General features: G+C 61.0%; 19 protein-coding genes. 13 read left to right on the top strand and 6 right to left on the bottom strand.

What is annotated here, in order from left to right; all coding sequences use genetic code 11:
- Nucleotides 1-132: 132 nt before the first annotated feature.
- The 4 genes from M0814_RS08325 (at nucleotide 133) to M0814_RS08310 (ending at nucleotide 4,153) form a co-directional block, all read left to right on the top strand.
- A complete protein-coding gene (locus tag M0814_RS08325; RefSeq protein WP_103485869.1) occupies nucleotides 133-741 on the top strand; it encodes a TetR/AcrR family transcriptional regulator in 609 nt (202 codons plus the stop codon).
- 156 nt (nucleotides 742-897) lie between these two features.
- A complete protein-coding gene (locus tag M0814_RS08320; protein WP_103485876.1) occupies nucleotides 898-1,971 on the top strand; it encodes a diguanylate cyclase in 1,074 nt (357 codons plus the stop codon).
- 184 nt (nucleotides 1,972-2,155) lie between these two features.
- On the top strand, nucleotides 2,156-3,475 hold the full coding sequence (locus M0814_RS08315) for a PAS domain-containing methyl-accepting chemotaxis protein (protein ID WP_103485870.1): 1,320 nt from the start codon (nucleotides 2,156-2,158) through the stop codon (nucleotides 3,473-3,475).
- 144 nt (nucleotides 3,476-3,619) lie between these two features.
- Nucleotides 3,620-4,153: a DUF1003 domain-containing protein gene (locus tag M0814_RS08310; RefSeq protein ID WP_103485871.1), complete on the top strand. Its 534-nt coding sequence runs from the start codon at nucleotides 3,620-3,622 to the stop codon at nucleotides 4,151-4,153.
- On the opposite strand, the gene M0814_RS08305 is transcribed toward M0814_RS08310, so the two are convergent.
- A complete protein-coding gene (locus tag M0814_RS08305) occupies nucleotides 4,154-5,095 on the bottom strand; it encodes a LysR family transcriptional regulator (protein WP_103485877.1) in 942 nt (313 codons plus the stop codon).
- Between the two features lie 43 nt (nucleotides 5,096-5,138).
- Between M0814_RS08305 and M0814_RS08300 the strand changes: the two genes are divergently transcribed.
- Entirely contained in the window at nucleotides 5,139-5,840 is a 702-nt protein-coding gene (locus tag M0814_RS08300; protein ID WP_103485872.1) for a CTP synthase, read from the top strand.
- Nucleotides 5,837-6,151 (top strand): antibiotic biosynthesis monooxygenase, encoded by a 315-nt coding sequence (locus M0814_RS08295; RefSeq protein ID WP_103485873.1) that lies wholly within the window; start codon nucleotides 5,837-5,839, stop codon nucleotides 6,149-6,151. Before M0814_RS08300 ends, M0814_RS08295 begins: the two co-directional genes overlap by 4 nt.
- A gap of 195 nt (nucleotides 6,152-6,346) precedes the next feature.
- Here M0814_RS08295 and M0814_RS08290 read toward each other — a convergent pair whose 3' ends face one another.
- Entirely contained in the window at nucleotides 6,347-6,673 is a 327-nt protein-coding gene (locus M0814_RS08290; RefSeq protein WP_003227331.1) for a DUF2025 family protein, read from the bottom strand.
- A 222-nt stretch (nucleotides 6,674-6,895) separates the two neighbouring features.
- On the opposite strand from M0814_RS08290, the gene M0814_RS08285 reads away from it, so the two are divergent.
- A complete protein-coding gene (locus tag M0814_RS08285) occupies nucleotides 6,896-8,023 on the top strand; it encodes a glycerophosphodiester phosphodiesterase (protein WP_103486056.1) in 1,128 nt (375 codons plus the stop codon).
- Nucleotides 8,024-8,707, top strand: a complete 684-nt coding sequence (locus tag M0814_RS08280) for a helix-turn-helix domain-containing protein (RefSeq protein WP_103486055.1) — start codon at nucleotides 8,024-8,026, stop codon at nucleotides 8,705-8,707.
- Between the two features lies 1 nt (nucleotide 8,708).
- Here the strand turns inward: M0814_RS08280 and M0814_RS08275 are convergent, their stop codons facing one another.
- Nucleotides 8,709-9,587 (bottom strand): sterol desaturase family protein, encoded by an 879-nt coding sequence (locus tag M0814_RS08275; protein WP_103486054.1) that lies wholly within the window; start codon nucleotides 9,585-9,587, stop codon nucleotides 8,709-8,711.
- A gap of 164 nt (nucleotides 9,588-9,751) precedes the next feature.
- Between M0814_RS08275 and M0814_RS08270 the strand changes: the two genes are divergently transcribed.
- Nucleotides 9,752-10,057: a PepSY domain-containing protein gene (locus M0814_RS08270; RefSeq protein ID WP_103486053.1), complete on the top strand. Its 306-nt coding sequence runs from the start codon at nucleotides 9,752-9,754 to the stop codon at nucleotides 10,055-10,057.
- Nucleotides 10,058-10,218: 161 nt separating this feature from the next.
- Nucleotides 10,219-11,394 carry a GAF domain-containing sensor histidine kinase gene (locus tag M0814_RS08265; RefSeq protein WP_103486052.1) on the top strand — a complete coding sequence of 392 codons (1,176 nt, stop codon included), beginning with the start codon at nucleotides 10,219-10,221 and terminating at the stop codon, nucleotides 11,392-11,394.
- Nucleotides 11,395-11,525: 131 nt separating this feature from the next.
- Here M0814_RS08265 and M0814_RS08260 read toward each other — a convergent pair whose 3' ends face one another.
- A complete protein-coding gene (locus M0814_RS08260; RefSeq protein WP_003227342.1) occupies nucleotides 11,526-11,972 on the bottom strand; it encodes a hypothetical protein in 447 nt (148 codons plus the stop codon).
- A 110-nt stretch (nucleotides 11,973-12,082) separates the two neighbouring features.
- Nucleotides 12,083-13,705, bottom strand: coding sequence for a methyl-accepting chemotaxis protein (locus M0814_RS08255; protein WP_103486051.1), 1,623 nt, complete (start codon nucleotides 13,703-13,705; stop codon nucleotides 12,083-12,085).
- A gap of 412 nt (nucleotides 13,706-14,117) precedes the next feature.
- On the opposite strand from M0814_RS08255, the gene M0814_RS08250 reads away from it, so the two are divergent.
- Together M0814_RS08250 and M0814_RS08245 are read left to right on the top strand one after the other, a co-directional pair.
- Nucleotides 14,118-15,140 (top strand): transporter, encoded by a 1,023-nt coding sequence (locus M0814_RS08250; RefSeq protein WP_103486050.1) that lies wholly within the window; start codon nucleotides 14,118-14,120, stop codon nucleotides 15,138-15,140.
- Nucleotides 15,141-15,436: 296 nt separating this feature from the next.
- Nucleotides 15,437-17,050 carry an inorganic phosphate transporter gene (locus tag M0814_RS08245; protein ID WP_003227350.1) on the top strand — a complete coding sequence of 538 codons (1,614 nt, stop codon included), beginning with the start codon at nucleotides 15,437-15,439 and terminating at the stop codon, nucleotides 17,048-17,050.
- A 122-nt stretch (nucleotides 17,051-17,172) separates the two neighbouring features.
- On the opposite strand, the gene M0814_RS08240 is transcribed toward M0814_RS08245, so the two are convergent.
- Complete coding sequence (locus M0814_RS08240) at nucleotides 17,173-18,069, bottom strand: LysR family transcriptional regulator (RefSeq protein WP_103486049.1); 897 nt, start codon at nucleotides 18,067-18,069, stop codon at nucleotides 17,173-17,175.
- A gap of 120 nt (nucleotides 18,070-18,189) precedes the next feature.
- On the opposite strand from M0814_RS08240, the gene M0814_RS08235 reads away from it, so the two are divergent.
- A complete protein-coding gene (locus M0814_RS08235) occupies nucleotides 18,190-18,945 on the top strand; it encodes an SDR family oxidoreductase (protein ID WP_103486048.1) in 756 nt (251 codons plus the stop codon).
- The last annotated feature ends 150 nt before the right edge of the window (nucleotides 18,946-19,095 follow it).

The raw sequence follows: 19,095 nt of genomic DNA, 5'->3' as shown, positions 1-19,095 counted from the left end.
GAACTGTCTGGTTTTTAGGTTGCGCGGATTAACGCAACATTACACTGGACGGTGTAGTTTCTAGGTTGCATCAAACCGGATGACAAGTAAACTGCCAAGTGTAATTCCCCCCTTCTCTGCCGAAGCGTACTTATGACAGCTCCAAAGCGCCTCACCGACCGCAAACGCGAAGCCATCATTCAGGCGGCGATTGCCGAATTCCGTGCCAACGGGTTCGAGATCACCAGCATGGACAAGATCGCGGCCACCGCCGGGGTGTCGAAGCGCACGGTTTACAACCATTTCCCGAGCAAAGAAGAACTGTTCGCCGAAATTCTCAACCAGCTCTGGGCACGCATCACTGCCGAACAGGCCGTGACCTATCGCCCGGATCAGCCGCTGCGCGAGCAACTGCAGCAGATGTTGTTGGCTAAACTGCAGATGATGGCCGATGACAATTTTCTCGGTCTGGCGCGGGTGGCGATTGCCGCCACCATCCATTCTCCGGAGCGCGCGCAGGATATGGTGGCGCGCATGGGCGAGCGGGAAGAAGGCTTGACGGTGTGGATTCGCGCCGCTCAGGCGGATGGTCGGCTCAAAACCGTTGATCCTGAGTTCGCCGCGCAGCAGGTGCAGGGGCTGTTGAAGTCGTTTGGTTTCTGGCCGCAGATTTCCATGGGCCAGGCGCCGCTGGATGCGGCAACACAACAAGCCGTGGCCGAGTCGGCAATGGAGATGTTTCTGGCGCGCTACCATCTCTAGACCGCCCCTCTCCTGCACCCACCGCGATTAAATGGCTCGGAAGGACACTGATTATTCCCGCTGGAATAAATGACAATGTCCGACATTTGACCGACGAACGGTCAGCCTGAAAAAGACACTGCAAAGTATTTCAGGATGAATCTGGCGCAGGACATCATGGAAAACCAACGCGGCAAAGGCTTGTCATTCGCCAGACGCATCTATCTGCCTAGGGCCATCGGTCTGGGCGTCGGCTTTTTCAGCGTCGCGGCAGCACTGTATCCGCTGCACATGCCAGCCTGGCTATGGGCGCTGCTGGTGTTCAACGGTTTTATCTGGCCGCATCTGGCCTTTCAGGTTTCGACCCGCTCGAACTTTCCCTACCACGCCGAACGTCGCAATCTGTTGTACGACTCGTTGTGCGGCGGCTTCTGGACCGCGTGTTTTCAGTTCAACCCGCTAACCACCGTGACCATCCTGTCGATGATGACCATGAACAATGTCGCCGCCGGTGGACGACGTCTGTTCGTATTCGGCGCACTCGCCCAGTTCGCCGGGGTGCTGCTGGGCTGGGCAATTTTCGGTTTCAAGTTCAGTCTGACCATGACGCAGATCCAGGTCTGCGCCTGCCTGCCGATGCTCACCCTTTATCCACTGGCACTGGGCATGGTGTCTTATCAACTGGCGATCAAACTCGCCCAGCACAAACGAGCGTTGAGCGCCCTGAGCCGCACCGACAGCCTCACCGGGCTGCTCAATCACGGCGCCTGGAAAGATCTGCTGCACAGCAAATTCGAGCGCTGCCAGCAGCAGCACGTCCCGGACATTCTGGCGCTGATCGACATCGATCACTTCAAGACCATCAACGATAACTACGGGCACATCATTGGTGACGCTGTGCTACGCCATCTGGCCCGTGAACTCAAACTGCTGGCCGAAGGTGAACCGGCGGGCCGGTATGGCGGCGACGAGTTCTGCGTGATCCTGCCCGACCAACCACTGCTCAAGGCCGAGGCGCGGATGGAACAATTGCGCCTGGCCTTGCACCAGTACCGTCATCCCGATGTGCCGGAATTGCGGGTCAGCCTGAGTATCGGCCTGGCGCGCTTTCAGCCTTCCTACACCGATGCGATTGCCTGGCTGGATGACGCCGACAAGGCGCTGTACACCGCCAAACACACGGGGCGCAATACGATCAGCGTGGCGCTGGGTCGTCCGAGCTCAAACGACGCCAGCCAATTCAGCCTTTGAAAAAGCTCTACACATGTTGGCGTGCACTTTCTTGTACAAGATTAATTAGTTTGTATAAGATTGGCGCGTCAGCCTGGATGCTGGCACTTTGCAGTTAATGGCAAATGTTCATCCGGCATTTGCTCTGCCAGCGCGGAAACAGGGACACAAACCTCGTCTTTCCCTACTTCCAGGTACTGCTCACATGTTTTTCAATCGCCATCAGTCCGCTCTCAACGACCTTCAACACACCATCACCGAACAGAATGGCCTGCTCGAAGCCATCAACCGCTCCATGGCGGTGATCGAGTTCGACCTCGATGGCGTGGTGTTGAAGGCCAATGACAACTTCCTAAAAACCATGGGTTACCGCGCCGAACAGGTGATCGGCCAGCCTCATCGCTTGTTCTGCACCCCGGAGTTTGGCCGTAGCGCGCAATACACCGAATTGTGGTCGCGCCTGAAAAACGGCCAGTTCCAGTCCGGCACCTTCGAGCGCGTGGACAGCAAGGGTCAGCCGATCTGGCTCGAAGCCAACTACAACCCGATCAAGGATGCGTCGGGGCGCGTGGTCAAAGTGGTCAAGTTCGCCATGAACGTGACGACCAAGGTGCAGCAGGAAAGCGAGGCCAACGCCAAGCTTCAGGCAATCGACCGGGCGATGGCGGTGATCGAATTCAACCTCGACGGCAGTATTCTCACAGCGAACCAGAATTTTCTGACGCGCATGGGTTACACACTCGCCGAACTCAAGGGTAAACATCACCGCTTGTTCTGCCGACCGGAGCTGGTCAACAGCAGCGCTTACGAGGATTTCTGGCGGCGGCTGAACCAGGGTGAGTTGTTTCAGGGTCAGTTTGAGCGCGTCGACAAGCGCGGGCAGACTGTGTGGCTCGAGGCCAACTACAACCCGGTGTACGACGCCTCCGGGCGCCTGTGCAAAGTGGTGAAATTCGCCACGGACGTCACCACCCGCGTCGAGCAACATGAGCAGGATGCCCGCAGCGCCAGCGCGGCTTATCACATCTCTGTGGAAACCCGGAAAGTCGCCGAGCAAGGCACCCAGGTGATCCAGCAAGCGGCCAGTGAAATGCGGGAGATCGCTGACGACATCGCGCAGTCGTCGACCTTGATCGCGCAACTCGGCGAACGTTCGGAGCAGATCACGGCGATCGTCAACACGATCCGCGCGATTGCCGACCAGACCAACCTGCTGGCGCTCAATGCCGCCATTGAAGCGGCGCGCGCCGGGGATCAGGGCCGCGGCTTTGCGGTGGTGGCGGATGAGGTGCGGCAACTGGCGGCGCGCACCAGCGGCTCGACGGCGGAGATTTCCAACATGATCGGTTTGATCCAGAGCGAAACCCGCCAGGCGATCAAAAGCATGGAAGGCACCCGAGGGCGGGCAGCACAAGGCGTTGAACTGGCGGATCAGGCCGGCAGCGTGATTCTGCAGATCCGCGATGGCGCCAGTGAAGCGGTGCAGGCGGTGAGCATGTTTGCCAATGAGCGGGCGCCGGGCTGAGAGACCGCGTCGCGGCCTTCGCGAGCAGGCTCGCTCCCACATTGGAATGCGTTCCCCTGTAGGAGCGAGCCTGCTCGCGAAAGGGCCATAAGCCTCGATGCAGGACTATAGTGAACTTCAGTCCCAAGTCCTGCCGAGCCCATCATGACCACAGAAAAACCCGACGTCCCCGCGCCCGCCCCCGTCGACCACTTGCGCTTCCACCGCCCCCACGCCCACCTCAACACCACCTTCGGCAACGATGCGTTCGCCCTGCGCGCTGAGGCCTTCGCGCGATTCTTCGGCACGCCGCTGTTCCTCGGTGCGCAAACCGTGATCGTCGCGGTGTGGATCGGCCTCAACGTGTTGGGCGTGACGCAGTTCGACGTCTACCCGTTCATCCTGCTCAACCTGGCGTTCAGCCTGCAAGCCGCCTACGCCGCACCGTTGATTCTGCTGGCACAAACCCGTCAGGCCGCGCGCGACAAAGCGCAAGCGGATGCCGATGCACAGCACCGCGAAGCGCTGGCGGAGGCCAACACCGAACGTCAGGCGCAGGCGGCGAAGACCACTGCGCAACTGCTCGAGTTGTTGGAGCAGAACACCCAGCTCACCAAAATGACCAAAAGCCTGACCGAACGCATTGAGGGTTTGACCCGCGAGTTGCACGAACACATTTGCCAGACTCGCCAGCCCTGATCACGCCAGTCGCAGCGCCCGCCCGAGTTCATCGAACAGCGTGACCACCGAGCGCAACGCCCGGCAGTCCGGGCGGGTGAGCAACCACAGCGCGGTGTCATAACCGTGCAGCGGTTCGCTCAAGGCCTGTAAACCCTCGGTCATCAGAAAGTCCGGCAACGCCGCCACGCCCAGCCCGGCACGCACCAGTTCAGTGACCGAAAGCATGCTGTTGCAGCGATAACTCGGGATCACGCCGGGCAACTGTTGGCGCCGCCAGGCGACGGTCGGGTGATCGGGCAAAAACTCGTCCGGAGCAATCCAGGTCAGCGCCGCCAGATCCGTCGCATCGACGTTTTGCAGGTAACGCGCACTGGCGCAGACCCGGTAGGAAACCTTCGCCAATTGCCGTCCGACCAGGTGTTCCGGCGGCGTACGCGTCAGGCGCAGGGCGATGTCGGCATCGCGGCGGCTGAGGTTGGCGAAATCGTTGGTGGTGCTCAGCTCGATGGTCAGCGCCGGATAGTTCGGCATGAACTGCGCCAACGCCGGTAGCAGCAGACCTTGCAGCACCGAATCGGTACAGGTCAGGCGCACCGTGCCGCTGACCACTTGGCCGCCCTGCTCCACGCCGATCCGCGCCGCTTCCAGTGCCTGCTCGGCGCGTTCGGCCTGCTCGGCCAAAGTCTGCGCGAGGGTGGTTGGCAGGTAACCGGCGCGGCTCTTTTCGAACAATTGCTGACCCAGCGCTGACTCCAGACGACGCACCGCGCGAAACACCGTCGACACATCGACCCTGAGCAACTGCGACGCCCGGGCCAGAGAGCCGCCACGCACCAAAGCGAGGATCAGCGCCAGATCCGGGTAGTCGAGCCGATAGTGCGTCGCTGCATTGATCACTTGGGGAAACGCCAATATTGAGTGCGTGAACGCCAATCTATAGTGAGCCCCGGTGATCGACAACTGCACACAGAGATTCATCACTCACTCAAATCAAGGAAATCCCATGGACGCCATTTCCATCGCCCTGATCGGCGATCACGATCCCCAAGTCACCGCCCACCAGGCGATCCCCGTTGCCCTCGGCCTGATCGCCGAGCAGAGCGGCCGCGATGTGCAATTCGAATGGCTGCCCACCGAGCAGATCCACGCCGATGCTCCGCTGCAAAACTTCGACGGTTTCTGGTGCGTCCCGGCCAGCCCCTACAAGAGTGAAGCTGGCGCACTCAGGGCCATCCGTTTTGCCCGCGAACAACAGCGCCCTTTCCTCGGCACCTGCGGCGGTTTTCAGCATGCGGTGCTGGAATTTTCCCGCAATGTGCTGGGCTGGGCCGATGCCGAGCATGGTGAAACGTCGCCGGACTCGCAGCGAGCGGTGCTTACGCCATTGACCTGTTCATTGGTGGAGGCCGTGGACAGCATTCATCTGGTCGCCGGCTCGTTGATTGCCAAGGCGTACGAAACGTCGGAGATTCATGAAGGCTATCGCTGTCGCTACGGTGTGAATCCGCAGTTCGAAAGAGAATTGCTGACTCATCAGCTACACGCCGTGGGGCACGATTCGGCGGGTGACTTGCGGGCGATCGAATTGAAAGACCATGTGTTTTTTGTCGCCACGCTGTTCCAGCCGGAACGCGCCGCGCTCAAGGGCCAGATCCCGCCACTGGTGCAGGCGTTCGTCGAAGCGTGCGTGGAGCAGCGCCCATGAAGCCGGACCAAACCTGTTTCGCAGTGATTTTCACCTCGACCCGCACCGAGGGTGACAACGGTTACGCCGCGGCCTCCGAGCGCATGATGGAACTGGTCAGCGAGCAACCGGGGTTTCTCGGCATTGATTCGATTCGCGGGGAAGACGGGGTCGGGATCACCATTTCGTACTGGCAGAGCGAGGCGGCGATTCTGGCCTGGCGCGAGCATCCCGAGCACCGGGTGATTCAGGCGCGTGGGCGGGCGCAGTGGTATTCGAAATTTCAGACGCGGGTGTGTCGGGTGGAGCGGGAGTATCGGTTTGGGCAGTGACGATGGCGGCGTGCTGACTGGCCTCTTCGCGAGCAAGCCCGCTCCCACAGGTACAGCGTTTGGGCTTTGAATTTGGTTGTGTTCGCACTGGCCTCATCGCTGGCAAGCCCGCTCCCACAGGAATTTGTGAACGCCACAGATCCAATGTGGGAGCGGGCTTGCTCGCGAAGAGGCCGCAACAGCCACTACAAAACTTCAGCCTTTCACCAGACTGCGCACCGCCACAATCTCCGGCACCTCAACCTTGCTCATATACACCCGCAACGGCTCGGTGATGTTGATCCGGTCATCAATGTTCTGATCCAGCAACAACTGGATCAGCTCACGCTTCAGGGTCATGGTCGTATCCGAAACCCGCGCCCAGACAAATTCGCTGGTAGGAATGATGCCGTCATCAGCCACGTCCATGCCGAACGAATCTTCGCTGAAACGCACAATGTACTGGCCGGTCTTGCGGTTTAGGCCGACAAACCCCTTGAGGTCGTCGGCGGCCTGACAGATGAGTTGGGAAGTGATGCGCATGGTAAACCTCACGAAAAATCATCGATGGTTTACACGCAGGGCAACAGACTCGGCCCGCCCTCTGCCGGGGCGTCTGCCACGGGCAAGCGTACTGCAAACCGCGCCACAAAAGTGCAGGAAAAATCGCTTTTAATACGTTTATGTCGGTCTGGCGATAGCACGCAATCGATTCAGTTGTTAAAAGGTACGTCTTTGAAAATGCCCTGCGAAAGGAACTCGAACATGCCCGCCACTTTCACCAAAAGCGCTCTCATGCTGAGCCTGATGCTCGGTCTCGGCCAGGCCCACGCCGCCGCCCAGACCAACATCGACGCGCTGGCCGCCGCCCATGGCATCCCGCATCCAGCCGTGATCGCCCACCGTGGCGCATCCTTCGATGCACCGGAGTCCACTGCGGCGTCCTACAAACTGGCCCGCGACCTCGGCGCCGATTACCTGGAAATGGACCTGCAACGCAGCAAGGACGGCGTGTTGTTTGCGCTGCACGACAACAACCTGCAACGCACCACCGACGTCGCGACCAAGTTCCCGGAGCGCAAAGACAGCCCGGCTACCGCCTTCACCATGGCCGAACTGAAAACCCTCGACGCCGGCAGCTGGTACAACAAGGCCTACCCGGATCGCGCGCGTCCGACCTACGCCGGCCTGAAGATCCTGACCCTCGACGAAATCATCGACATCGCCCAGGCCAACCCGCAGCACAAGCCGGGCCTGTACATCGAAACCAAGGAGCCGCAGCTGTTTCCCGGCATCGAGCATGACCTCAAAGAGAAGCTGCAGGATCGCGGCTGGCTGAGCCCGGCCGGTTCAAAACTGGCCAAGAGCGAACTCGGCGTCGGCCAGGGCAAAGGCAAGGTGATCCTGCAGACCTTCGAGAAAAACAGCCTCGAACTGCTGCAAAAGGAAATGCCGCAAGTGCCGAAAATCCTCCTGCTGTGGGTTGGCGAAGGCAGCATCGAGCCGAAGTCGAAAGTGACCTTTGCCGAGTCCGGCGAGAAGGACAAGAACGTGTTCTACGGCAAGCAAGAGCCGAAGTCCGAAGCCGAATTCAAGCAATGGGTGGATTTCGCCAAGTCGCAGGGCGCCATCGGCACCGGCCCTTCGGCCAAGCTGACCAAGGGCGGCGACCAGAGCTATTCGGATCTGGTGCAACCGTGGATGAACCAATACACCCACGATCAGGGCATGCTGGTGCACGTCTACACCGTCGATGAGCCGGTGGACTTCGAGAAAGTCATGGCGGCGGGTGTCGACGGCATCTTCACCAACCGCGCCAGCGAACTGTTGAAGTTCTACAAGCGCCCGGCGGCGGCCAGTGTTGATCAGGTGTTGAAGAACAACGGGTTCTGAGTGAACACGCACACCGAGTGGACAGGCCGCCTCTGGCTGGGGCACGACTATAGCCTGATCCACGGAGTGTCGGGGCGCACCGCGCCCCATTCCCACTACGCCCACCAGATCATCCTCGCTCCCGAGCGTCCGGCCACCGTGCTGCTGGACGGCACGCCTGTCACCGCCTCCCCGCTGCTGATTGCTTCCAATGTGCGCCACGCGATTGTCGACGCGCCGGATCCGCTGTTTACCGTTTACGCCGAACCGCTGCTGTTTGATGCGCAGACGCTTGTCGATCGACTGTCTGCCGCCGAACTGTCGCTGCCCGCACTTGATCGCGCGATACGCCAATGTCCGCGCCGCTCGCTGAGCGATCCACGCATCGAACGCGCACTGGCTGCCATCGATGCTTCGCTGATCGACAAAGTCGCGGCGCGCGCCGTGGCTGACGCCGCACATGTGTCGCTGAGTCAGTTGCAGCGGCTGTTCGTCAGTCAGGTCGGTCTGCCGGTGCGCCGACTGGTGCTGTGGCGCCGCTTGCGCCTGGCGATGGCGGCGATTCTGCTGGGCAGCCCGGTGACCGCTGCGGCACATTCGGCGGGGTTTGCCGATTCGGCGCACTTCTCGCGCAGCGTGAAAAAACTCTTCGGCGTCACCGCGTTTCAAGCGTTGCGGCGTATCGATTTGCAACTGCTGGACTGATTCAACGGCGCAGCGCTGGCGGCACCACTGGCTCGCGACTCAACGTGACCGTCGCGAACGGATCAAGCAATTGCGCGGCGTAGTCACGGGGAAAATCCGGGCGGCTGCCAATTCCCAGATCACCTTGGCGGATCTGATAGTCCGGGGTGTAGAAACCGGTGCCCAACAGCCAGTCCCACAGCGTAAAAAACAGCCCGAAATTGACGTCCCCGGCCCGCCCGTACTTCATGTGATGAAAGCGGTGCAGCGGCGCCCAGGCGAAAATCCAGCGCAGTGGCCCCATGCGGATATCGACATTCGAGTGCTGCAAGAGCAGTTGAATGGCAATGGCAAACGCCAGTAACGCCGCGATCTGCGAGGGAATGCCCAGCACCAGCAACGGTAGCAGCCCCGACGTCGCTTCCAGCAGTTGATGCAGCGGATGTTTCATCAAACCGTTGAAACCATACAGTCGCTCGACACTGTGATGCACCGCGTGCAGCCGCCATAACCACGCCACGCGGTGGCTGGCGTAATGCATCAGGCTGATCCCGGCGTCGGCAATGAATATCGCCAGCGCCAGCTGCAGCCATAACGGCCACTCCCGCGGCCATGCGCCGTCAATCGCAAAAAGCGTTACCAGGCCCGGCAATGCCAGCAGGCCCAGTGCATTCAGTGCTTCGTTGACTAATGCGTGCAGGATGTCGCGGCGCCGGTCACCGGCCGGATGGTTCCAGCCCGGCTCATAGGGCAGCGACCATTCGGCAACAAACGAAACGAGCAGCGCGCTGACAAACAGCGGCAACAAGCACAACGTCGACACCTCCGACACCCAAACTCCGAACCCGATGAATCCGCCCCAGAACACTGGCGCGTACAACCCGGCAACCCTGCGCTTCATGTGCACCTCCGTTGATCGAAGGCACAGCATGCGAGCGCGCGGCGAACGGCAATTGAACAAACGACGCAATCGAACAAGGCCAATTAAGGGTGAATTAAGTTGCGCTGGTTAGTCTGGCCCCACTGAAACAGATCAACCCCATTCGATACCCAAGGAACGAAACGATGAAAACTTTGACTGCCCTGTTCGCCGCCGCTGCTCTGACCCTGACCGCTGGCCTGGCCCAGGCTGATGTGCGCGTCGACCAGATCCCGCAACTGGTGAAGGACGGCAAGATCAAGTCGCTGGAGTCGATGAACGCCGAAGCGCTGAAACTGCACCCGGGTGCGACCATCACCGACACCGACCTGGATAACCACTTCAACGGTTACGAGTACGAAGTCGAGCTGAAAACCGCCGATGGCAAAGAGTTCGACGTCGACTTCGATGCCACCACCGGCAAGGTGCTGAGCAACAAGCAAGACACCTGATACACCGCCAAAGCAAAGCCGCACGATCAACAGGTCGTGCGGCTTTTTTGCGTCTGCCGGTCGGCAAATCACGCGGATACCGCCTGAAGGGATGCCAAAGCTGCCATCAGACCGCTAGTATGGCCCCCATTAATCGACGAACGCAGCCGGGAACGATGGGCATGGGGCAGAGCAAAGCAGCAGACATCGCCACCATCGGACGCATTAGCGCGGTGCCGGCCATCCTTCAGGTGATCCGCGAACTGACCGGGATGCGTTTTGCCGCCGTGGCGCGGGTCACCGAGGACTCGTGGACCACGTGTGCGGTGCTCGATCAACTGGAATTCGGCCTGCAAGTCGGCGGCGAACTGGATGTGGTCACCACCCTGTGCCACGAGATCCGCCAGTCACATGTCTCGGTGGTGATCGACAAGGCCAGCGAAGACCCACTCTACCGTGATCACCACACCCCGCGCCTGTACAAATTCGAGAGCTATATTTCGGTGCCGGTGTTCCGCACTGACGGACGGTTCTTCGGCACCATCTGCGCCCTCGACCCGATCCCGGCGCAGCTCAGGTTCAGCACTATCCAGAGCACCATGGAGTCTTTCGCGCGGATGCTCGCGTTGCAGATCGAAGCAGAAGAAAACGCGCAACGCACCGAAACAGCGCTGTTGCAGGAGCGCGAAACCGCCGAGCTGCGAGAACAGTTCATCGCCGTGCTCGGCCATGACTTGCGCAACCCGTTGTTCGCCATCAGCGCCGGCGCCGAAATGCTCCTGCGCAAACATCCGGAACCGGCCATCGAGGTGCGGGTGCGTAATATCCTTGGCAGCGCGCAACGGGCGACGCGGCTGGTGGATGACGTACTCGACTTTGCTCGCGGGCGCTTGGGCAAAGGCATTCCGGTGGATATCCAGCCCTGCACGGACCTGACCGAAGCGGTGCAGCAGGTGGTGACGGAGATCCGCAACGTGCATCCCGGACGTACGATCAGTGCGTCCATTGGCGACTTGCAGGGTGTGCACTGCGACCGTGGACGGATTGCCCAGCTGCTGTCGAATCTGCTGGCCAATGCCGTGGCCCATGGCGACCCGACCGGGGATATCGAAGTCATCGCTCAGGTCGAGCAAGGTGCGTTGATGCTGGCGGTGAAAAATCAGGGGCATATTCCCGATGCGGTCCTGCCGCACCTGTTCCACCCCTACTCGCGCCCTGCCGGCAGCGCGCCCCAGGCCGGCCTCGGGCTGGGTCTGTACATCGCCAGCCAGATCGCCCAGTCCCACGGCGGGCGCTTGCATGTCGCGTCCACCGCCCAAAGCGGCACGCTGTTCACCTTCAGCCTGCCGACAATCTGAAACACACCACAGATCCCTGTGGGAGCGGGCTTGCTCGCGAAGGCGTCGTGTCAGTCAATATTTTCAGTGACTGATACACCGCATTCGCGAGCAAGCCCGCTCCCACATTGGATTTTCAGTGCCTTTGGGAATCAGGCCGAAGTGCTGACCAGCGAACCCGAGCTGCTCGACCCGGAATCCTGCAACGCCTGCAACAACGCCGCCGTCGCGGTCTGCAACGAAGCCGAGGTGCTGGAGATTTGCGACTCGGCGGAGGCCACGTCGGCAGCCTTGGCATCAGCGTCTTCCTGCTTGGCCTGAGCCGCTTGCAGCGCCTGCTGCTGTTCCTGCAATTGCTTTTGCAGCTCGGCGATCTGCTTGCGCAGTTCTTTCACCGAATCCGACTCACCGCTGCTGTCGGAACTGCTGTCGCCCGCCGGAGCCGCGCCACCGCCGGCCGCCACTTTGCTGGTATCGGCGCTGACGCCCGCGCTGCTGGTTGCACTGGTTGAGGTGTCGTCACTGGCGTCGCTGATCTTGGTTTTGCTGGTGGCGGTGGTGACGGTCTGATTGATTGAAACAGAGGTGATGCTGACCATGGGATGGCTCCAATGCCGGTTATAGATAACCGGCCATCGGCGGCAGTCGCACGGATTTGAGATCGACTGTGTACCGACTCGGTAACCGAACCGGTACACGTCGGCTGACGTCAGGCGCTCAGGCGCGCGGTGACTTCATTGAGTTGCCCGGACAGGCCATGCAGGTTCTGGCTGGCGCTTTCGGTGCGCTGCACGCTGTTGAGGTTGGTGCTGGCGATCGAGGTGATCTCGGTCAGGTTGCGCGAGATGTCTTCGGCCACCGAGGTTTGCTCTTCGGCAGCAGTGGCGATCTGGCGGTTCATGTCGCGGATCGCTTCCACGGCGTGGGTGATGCGCTCCAGCATGGCGCCGGCCTGGGTCACTTGCTCGACACTTTCGTCGCTGCGCGTCTGACCGCTTTCGATCGCTTGCGCCGCGTCCACGGCACCGGTCTGCACGTTCTGAATGATCTGGTTGATCTCGATGATCGACTCCGCCGTACGCTGCGCCAGGTTGCGCACCTCGTCGGCGACCACCGCAAAACCACGCCCGGCCTCGCCGGCCCGTGCCGCTTCAATCGCGGCGTTGAGCGCCAGCAGGTTGGTTTGCTCGGCGATGCCGCGGATCACTTCCAGCACCTTGCCGATGCGCCCGCTGTCGGCTTCCAGACGACGGATCACCTCTGCGGTGTTGGCGATTTCGCCACGCATCCGGGTGATGCTTTGGATGGTGCTCTGCATGACCTTTTCACCCTGCTGGGCAGACTGGTCGGCATCGTCGGCAGCCCGCGCCGCATCGGCGGCATGCCGGGCGACTTCCTGGGCGGTCGCGGACATTTCGTTCATTGCCGTGGCCACCTGATCGGTGCGGTTGAACTGCTCGTTGGTACCGCCGGCCATGGTTGTAGCGATGGCGTTCAGCTCGCCGCTGGCGCTGTCCAGATCACTGGCGCTGCGTTGCAGTTGGGTGAAGGTTTCGGCGAGAAAATCACGCAGGGTATTCGCCGCAGCGGCAAGGTTGCCCAACTCGTCCTGACGGTCGTTGGCGACGCGCTCGGCGAGGTGCCCACGGCTCAATTGGGTGACGTAATCGATCAGCTTGCGGATCGGGTCGATCAGGTTGCGGTTGACCAGCCACAGGCTCAGCAAACCGATCAGCAGACCGGAACCGAGCATCACCAGAATCCCCAGCAACACCGTACGGTCGGCGCTTTCGCTGATGCTGGCCGACAACACATCACCCTGTTTGCGCAACTCGGCCACCAGTTCGCTCATCTGATCGCTGGTGGCGCGGTCCACGCCTTTGACGGCGCTGTCGCCGGCCGTTGGATCGCCACCGGCAGCGACGTAGGCATCGCGGCCTTTCTGGTAGGCACTGCCGAGTTGGCGGTGCTCTTCACGCAGACGTTCGATGCGGGTTTTCAGCGCCGGCTCAAGGCCTTTCTGGCCGGCCAGTTCACCGAGAATGTTCTGCACATCGCGCTGACGATCTTCGAACTGGCCCCAGTACTTGGCCAGGTCCGCCGGTTGCTTGCCACGCAGCAAGACGTTTTTCCATTCCTGCACCTGCACCTTGAATTGCAGGTTGGCCTCGTCGATCAGTTGCGAGGTGTGCAACGGGCCGGCGATCAACTGGCTGTAGTTCTGCACGCCGTTGGACAGGAAGTGAAAGCAGGCCAGTGCGATCAACAGCATCGCCAGCAGGCTGCCGCTCAGCAGGGCGAGAATTTGTGCTCTCAGGGATTTTTGCAGCATCGCGAGATACTCAGGACAGGGATGAGGCACGCCCGGTAAGGCGTGGAATTTTGCCGGACATCCGTGTCGGCGAGCCTTGGCTCATGGCCAAGCGCGCGCAACGTAACCTAAGCGTGATCGGCGTACCAGAGCGCTTCTTGAAGAAAATCCGACCATTGGTAGGTGAATTAAGAGACTGTGATCGACCATGGCACAGGGTGGGAGCGGGCTTGCTCGCGAAAGCGGTGTGTCATCCACATCATCACTCAATGATCATCCGCATTCGGGAGCAAGCCCCCTCCCACAGGATTGCCGGTAATGATCACGAGCACTGTCATTTTTCAGTCACACAAGTGTCATGTGTGATTGCGATGATGCGGCTCAGTGAACCTGCCATTCCGCGACCGACACCCCCTCCTCGCAGCGAGCCTCCATGAATCACAGCCTCGATATCAGTCATCGCGATCCTGATTTGTTCGGTTTGCTTTACGGCTTCCGTTTTCGTCCCGGTGAACGTGGCCGCGAAGTCGATTCGGCGACCGCTCTGCGTTGTCTGCAAGACGACAGCGACAGTGATGAATTCCTCTGGCTGCACCTGAACCTGGCGCACGCCGCGTGCGAGCGCTGGATGAAAAGTCATCTGCAATTGCCCGAAGAGTTTTTCGAAGCGCTGCACGAAGGTTCGCGTTCGACACGCATTGAGCACGTCGACTCGGCGTTATTGGCAGTGGTCAACGACGTGGTGTTCAACCTCAGCAGCATGGTTTCCTCGGACGTGTCGACGCTGTGGGTTTGCGTGCGCAGCAAACTGATCGTCAGCGCACGCCTGCAACCGCTGCACTCGGTGGACAAATTGCGCTCGTCGGTGAAGGCCGGCGAATGCTTTCGCTCGCCGTCGGAACTGCTGGTGCACTTGCTGCGCGATCAGGGTGAAGTGCTGACGCAGATCGTGCGCAAGACCAGCATGAGCGTCGATCAGGTCGAGGACGAATTGCTCTCTTCACGCCTGTCGACCAACCGCGCCGAACTCGGCGCCAATCGTCGGGTGCTGGTACGCCTGCAACGCCTGTTGGCGCTGGAGCCGGGTTCGCTGCTGCGCCTGCTCAACCGGCCGCCGCCGTGGCTGCAGAAGGAGGACGTCAAGGAACTGCGCAAGTCCACCGAGGAGTTCGCGCTGATCATCAACGACCTCACCGCCCTCGGCGAGCGGATCAAACTGCTCCAGGAAGAAATCGCCGCCAACCTCAACGAACAGAGCAACCGCACCCTGTTCACCCTGACCGTGGTCACGGTGCTGGCGCTGCCGATCAACATCATCGCCGGTTTCTTCGGCATGAACGTGGGGGGCGTGCCGCTGGCAGGTGATCCGGAGGGGTTCTGGATTCTGGTGGCGCTGGTGGTGACGTTTACCGCGATTGCCGGGCGTTGGGCGTTTCGCAAGCGTGGGGATTACTGACCCCCTGATTCATGTGTTCACCACAGATCTCTGTGGGAGGGGGCTTGCTCCCGAAGGCGTCAGGTCAGCCAAATTGATGTCGGATCTGCCGGCCTCTTCGTGAGCAAGCCCACTCCCACCCAGGATAGCGACCAGCTCGAATATTTCATCCAAAGCCCCCTCCCACACTGGACCTTCATTCTTCTTTAGATCAGTGGTAGGGCTAATAAAGCAAACACTGACCTGCCGCAGCCTCTCTGTAATATTTAGCAACGATCATGACCGACATTCCTTCCCTCGCTCAGGATTGTCCGCTCATGGCTACTCCCTCCCTGACCGCCCGCCAGGCCTCTGCCCCCAGCGGCAGGCCAGCCCTCGACAAGAAAACCGGCCCGTTCACCTACGTGATCTTTTTCGCGGTGCTCGCGATGGGAATGCTGTTCACCGCTTACAGCCTGATGCACGACATGCATGAGCTGGGCACCACCGTCACCACCTGGACCCCGTTTCTGCTGCTCGGCGTGGCGCTGCTGATTGCGCTGGGCTTTGAGTTCGTCAACGGTTTCCACGACACCGCCAACGCGGTCGCGACAGTGATTTACACCCACTCGCTGCCGCCGAATGTGGCGGTGGTCTGGTCGGGGTTCTTCAATTTCCTCGGGGTGCTGCTGTCCAGCGGCGCCGTGGCGTTCGGCATCATCGCCCTGCTGCCGGTGGAACTGATTCTGCAGGTCGGTTCGTCCGCCGGTTTCGCGATGATCTTCGCCCTGTTGATCGCGGCGATCCTGTGGAACCTCGGCACCTGGTGGCTGGGCCTGCCGGCCTCCTCTTCCCACACGCTGATCGGTTCGATCATCGGCGTCGGCGTCGCCAATGCCTTGATGCACGGGCGCGATGGCACCAGTGGCGTGGACTGGGCGCAGGCGACCAAGATTGGTTATGCGCTGTTGTTGTCGCCACTGGTGGGCTTCGGCTGCGCGGCGCTGTTGCTGCTGGCCATGCGCGCCTTCATCAAGAATCGTGCGCTGTATAAGGCGCCGGAAGGCAACAACCCGCCACCGTGGTGGATTCGCGGTCTGCTGATCGCCACCTGCACCGGCGTGTCCTTCGCCCACGGCTCCAACGACGGGCAGAAAGGCATGGGCCTGATCATGCTGATTCTGGTCGGCACCTTGCCGATGGCCTACGCCTTGAACCGCACCATGCCGGCCGATCAGGCGTTGCAGTTCGCTGCCGTCGCCGAAGTCACCCAGCAAGCGCTGGTGAAAAATACCCCGCTGCCAGCCCCGGTCGATCCGCGTCCGGTGCTGTCCGATTACGTGCGCAGCAAGCAAGCCACCCCGCAACTGATCCCCGCCCTCGCCGCCCTCACCGGGCACATTGGCGAAGAGGTCAAAGGCTATGGCTCGCTGTCGAAAGTCCCGGCCGAAGCCATGGGCAACGTGCGTAACGACATGTACCTGGCCAGCGAAAGCATTCGCCTGATGGACAAGAACAAGGTCGGCAACTTCGACGCCGACACCACTGACAAACTGCAGTTGTTCAAGCAGCAGATCGACAACGCCACGCGCTTCATTCCGCTGTGGGTGAAGATCGCCGTGGCCATCGCCCTGGGCCTCGGCACCATGGTCGGCTGGAAACGGATTGTGGTGACGGTCGGCGAGAAGATCGGCAAGACCCACCTGACTTACGCCCAGGGCGCCTCGGCGGAAACCGTGGCGATGCTGACCATCGGCGCGGCGGACATGTTCGGTTTGCCGGTGTCGACCACCCACGTGTTGTCATCGGGTGTGGCCGGGACCATGGTTGCCAATGGCGGCGGGCTGCAGATGAAGACCATCCGCAACCTGCTGATGGCGTGGGTGCTGACCTTGCCGGCGGCGATTCTGCTGTCGGGCAGCCTGTACTGGCTGTTCACCCAGATTTTCTGAACAACCCGGCCCCCCTGTAGGAGTGAGCCTGCTCGCGATAGCGGTGCTTCAGTCACATCTGCATCGACTGACAGCACGCCATCGCGAGCAGGCTCACTCCTACAGTTGATCTGCGGTATCAGTCAGAGCGTCGAACGAATCACCTCCCCCAACCAATCCATGAACACCCGCACCCGCAGCGGCAAGTGCCGTTGCCGCGCATACAGGATAGAAATGCCCATCGCCGGCGCCGTGAATTGCGGCAGCACAGTCAGCAGTTCACCATTGTCCAGATGCGGCTGCATGCCGGTGCGCGGCACCTGGATCAGGCCGAGCCCGCCGAGGCACGCCGACTCATAGGCATCGGTGCTGTTGACCGTGACACTGCCAGCCATCGGCAGGCGCCGCACCTGTCCGTCCTGTTCATACACAAACCCTTCGGAACGCGACCCGAGCACGCCGACGTAATGCACCAGCCGATGCTGCGCCAGATCCTCCAGCGTCTGCGGTACGCCATAGCGTTCGAGGTAAGCGGGGCTGGCGCAGTTGATCATCGGAAAGTCGCCCAGATGCCGCGCCACCACCGACTGATCCGGCTGCGCGCCAATGCGCACCACGCAATCGAAGCCCTCGCTGAGCAGATCGACGCGACGGTCGGTACTGCTGATTTCCAATTCCAGATTCGGGTGGCGCGCCATGAACTCAGGCAGCAGCGGCATGATCAAGCGGCGCGAGAGAATGTTTGGCATGTCGACGCGAATCCGCCCGGTGAGCGACGCCGGATCCTGACGAAACAACCCCTCGATCTCGTCCATGTGCGACAGCAGATCCTTGCTGCGTTCGTACAGCACCAGGCCGTCCTGAGTCGCCTGCACCTTGCGCGTGGTGCGTTGCAGCAAGCGCGTGCCGAGCAGGGTTTCCAGGGCCTGAACGTGCTCGGACACGGTCGAGCGTGGCAGCCCGAGACTCTCCCCGGCGAGGGTGAAACTCGACAGTTCGCTGACCCGGACGAAGGTGCGCAGCAGTTCCAGTTTGTTCATCAGGACACCCGTTGATTGTTCGGCAGAGTCGATCAGTGATTCCGGTTTCAGTCTGTTTATCACCCAATGGCGGATAAATAAACTTTGCTCATCACCACTCACCGCAATCGAGGATTTCACATGAGCCGCAAAATCGCATTGATCACCGGCGCCAGCCGGGGCCTGGGCAAGAACGCCGCACTGCACCTCGCCGCGCAGGGCGTGGACATCATCGGCACCTACAACAGCCGCGCCGATGAAGCCCAGGCACTGGTTACAGAACTGGAACAACGCGGCGCCAAAGCCGTGATGCTGCAACTGGACGTCGGCCGCAGCGAAACCTTTGCCGATTTCGCCTCGCGGGTTGCGCAAGCGCTGCAGCAAATGGAGCGTCCGCGCTTCGACTTCCTGATCAACAACGCCGGGATCGGTGTCCACGCGCTGTTCGCCGAGACCACCCCGGAACAATTCGACCTGCTGATGAACATCCAGCTCAAAGGGCCGTTCTTCCTGACTCAGCAACTGCTGCCGCTGATCAATGACGGCGGCCGGATCATCAACATCTCCAGCGGCCTGACCCGCTTCAGCCTGCCGGGTTATGCCGCCTACGCGGCGATGAAAGGCGCGATGGAAGTGCTGACCCGCTATCAGGCCAAGGAGCTGGGCGCGCGGCAGATCGGCGTGAACATTCTGGCGCCGGGCGCGATCGAGACCGATTTTGGTGGCGGCGCGGTGCGCGACAACGCGGCGTTGAACGCGATGGTCGCGAGCAATACCGCACTGGGGCGCGCCGGGCAACCGGATGATATTGGTGGTGCGTTGTCGATGTTGCTGGCGCCGGGCGCGCAGTGGATCAACGGTCAGCGGGTCGAGGCATCGGGCGGGATGTTCCTCTAAATCCCCGATTCACTAAAAACTTTCTTGGTGAGAGCCTATGTGGCGAGGGGATTTATCCCCGATGGACTGCGCAGCAGGCCCTTCTTTTCTGGATAAAAAGAGGGGCCGCTACGCGCCCCATCGGGGATAAATCCCCTCGCCACAGGTTTT

Source organism: Pseudomonas sp. MWU12-2020, from assembly GCF_023100605.1.
Classification (GTDB): Bacteria; Pseudomonadota; Gammaproteobacteria; order Pseudomonadales; family Pseudomonadaceae; genus Aquipseudomonas; species Aquipseudomonas fluorescens_H.
This window is presented reverse-complemented; position numbering and strand designations above follow the sequence as displayed.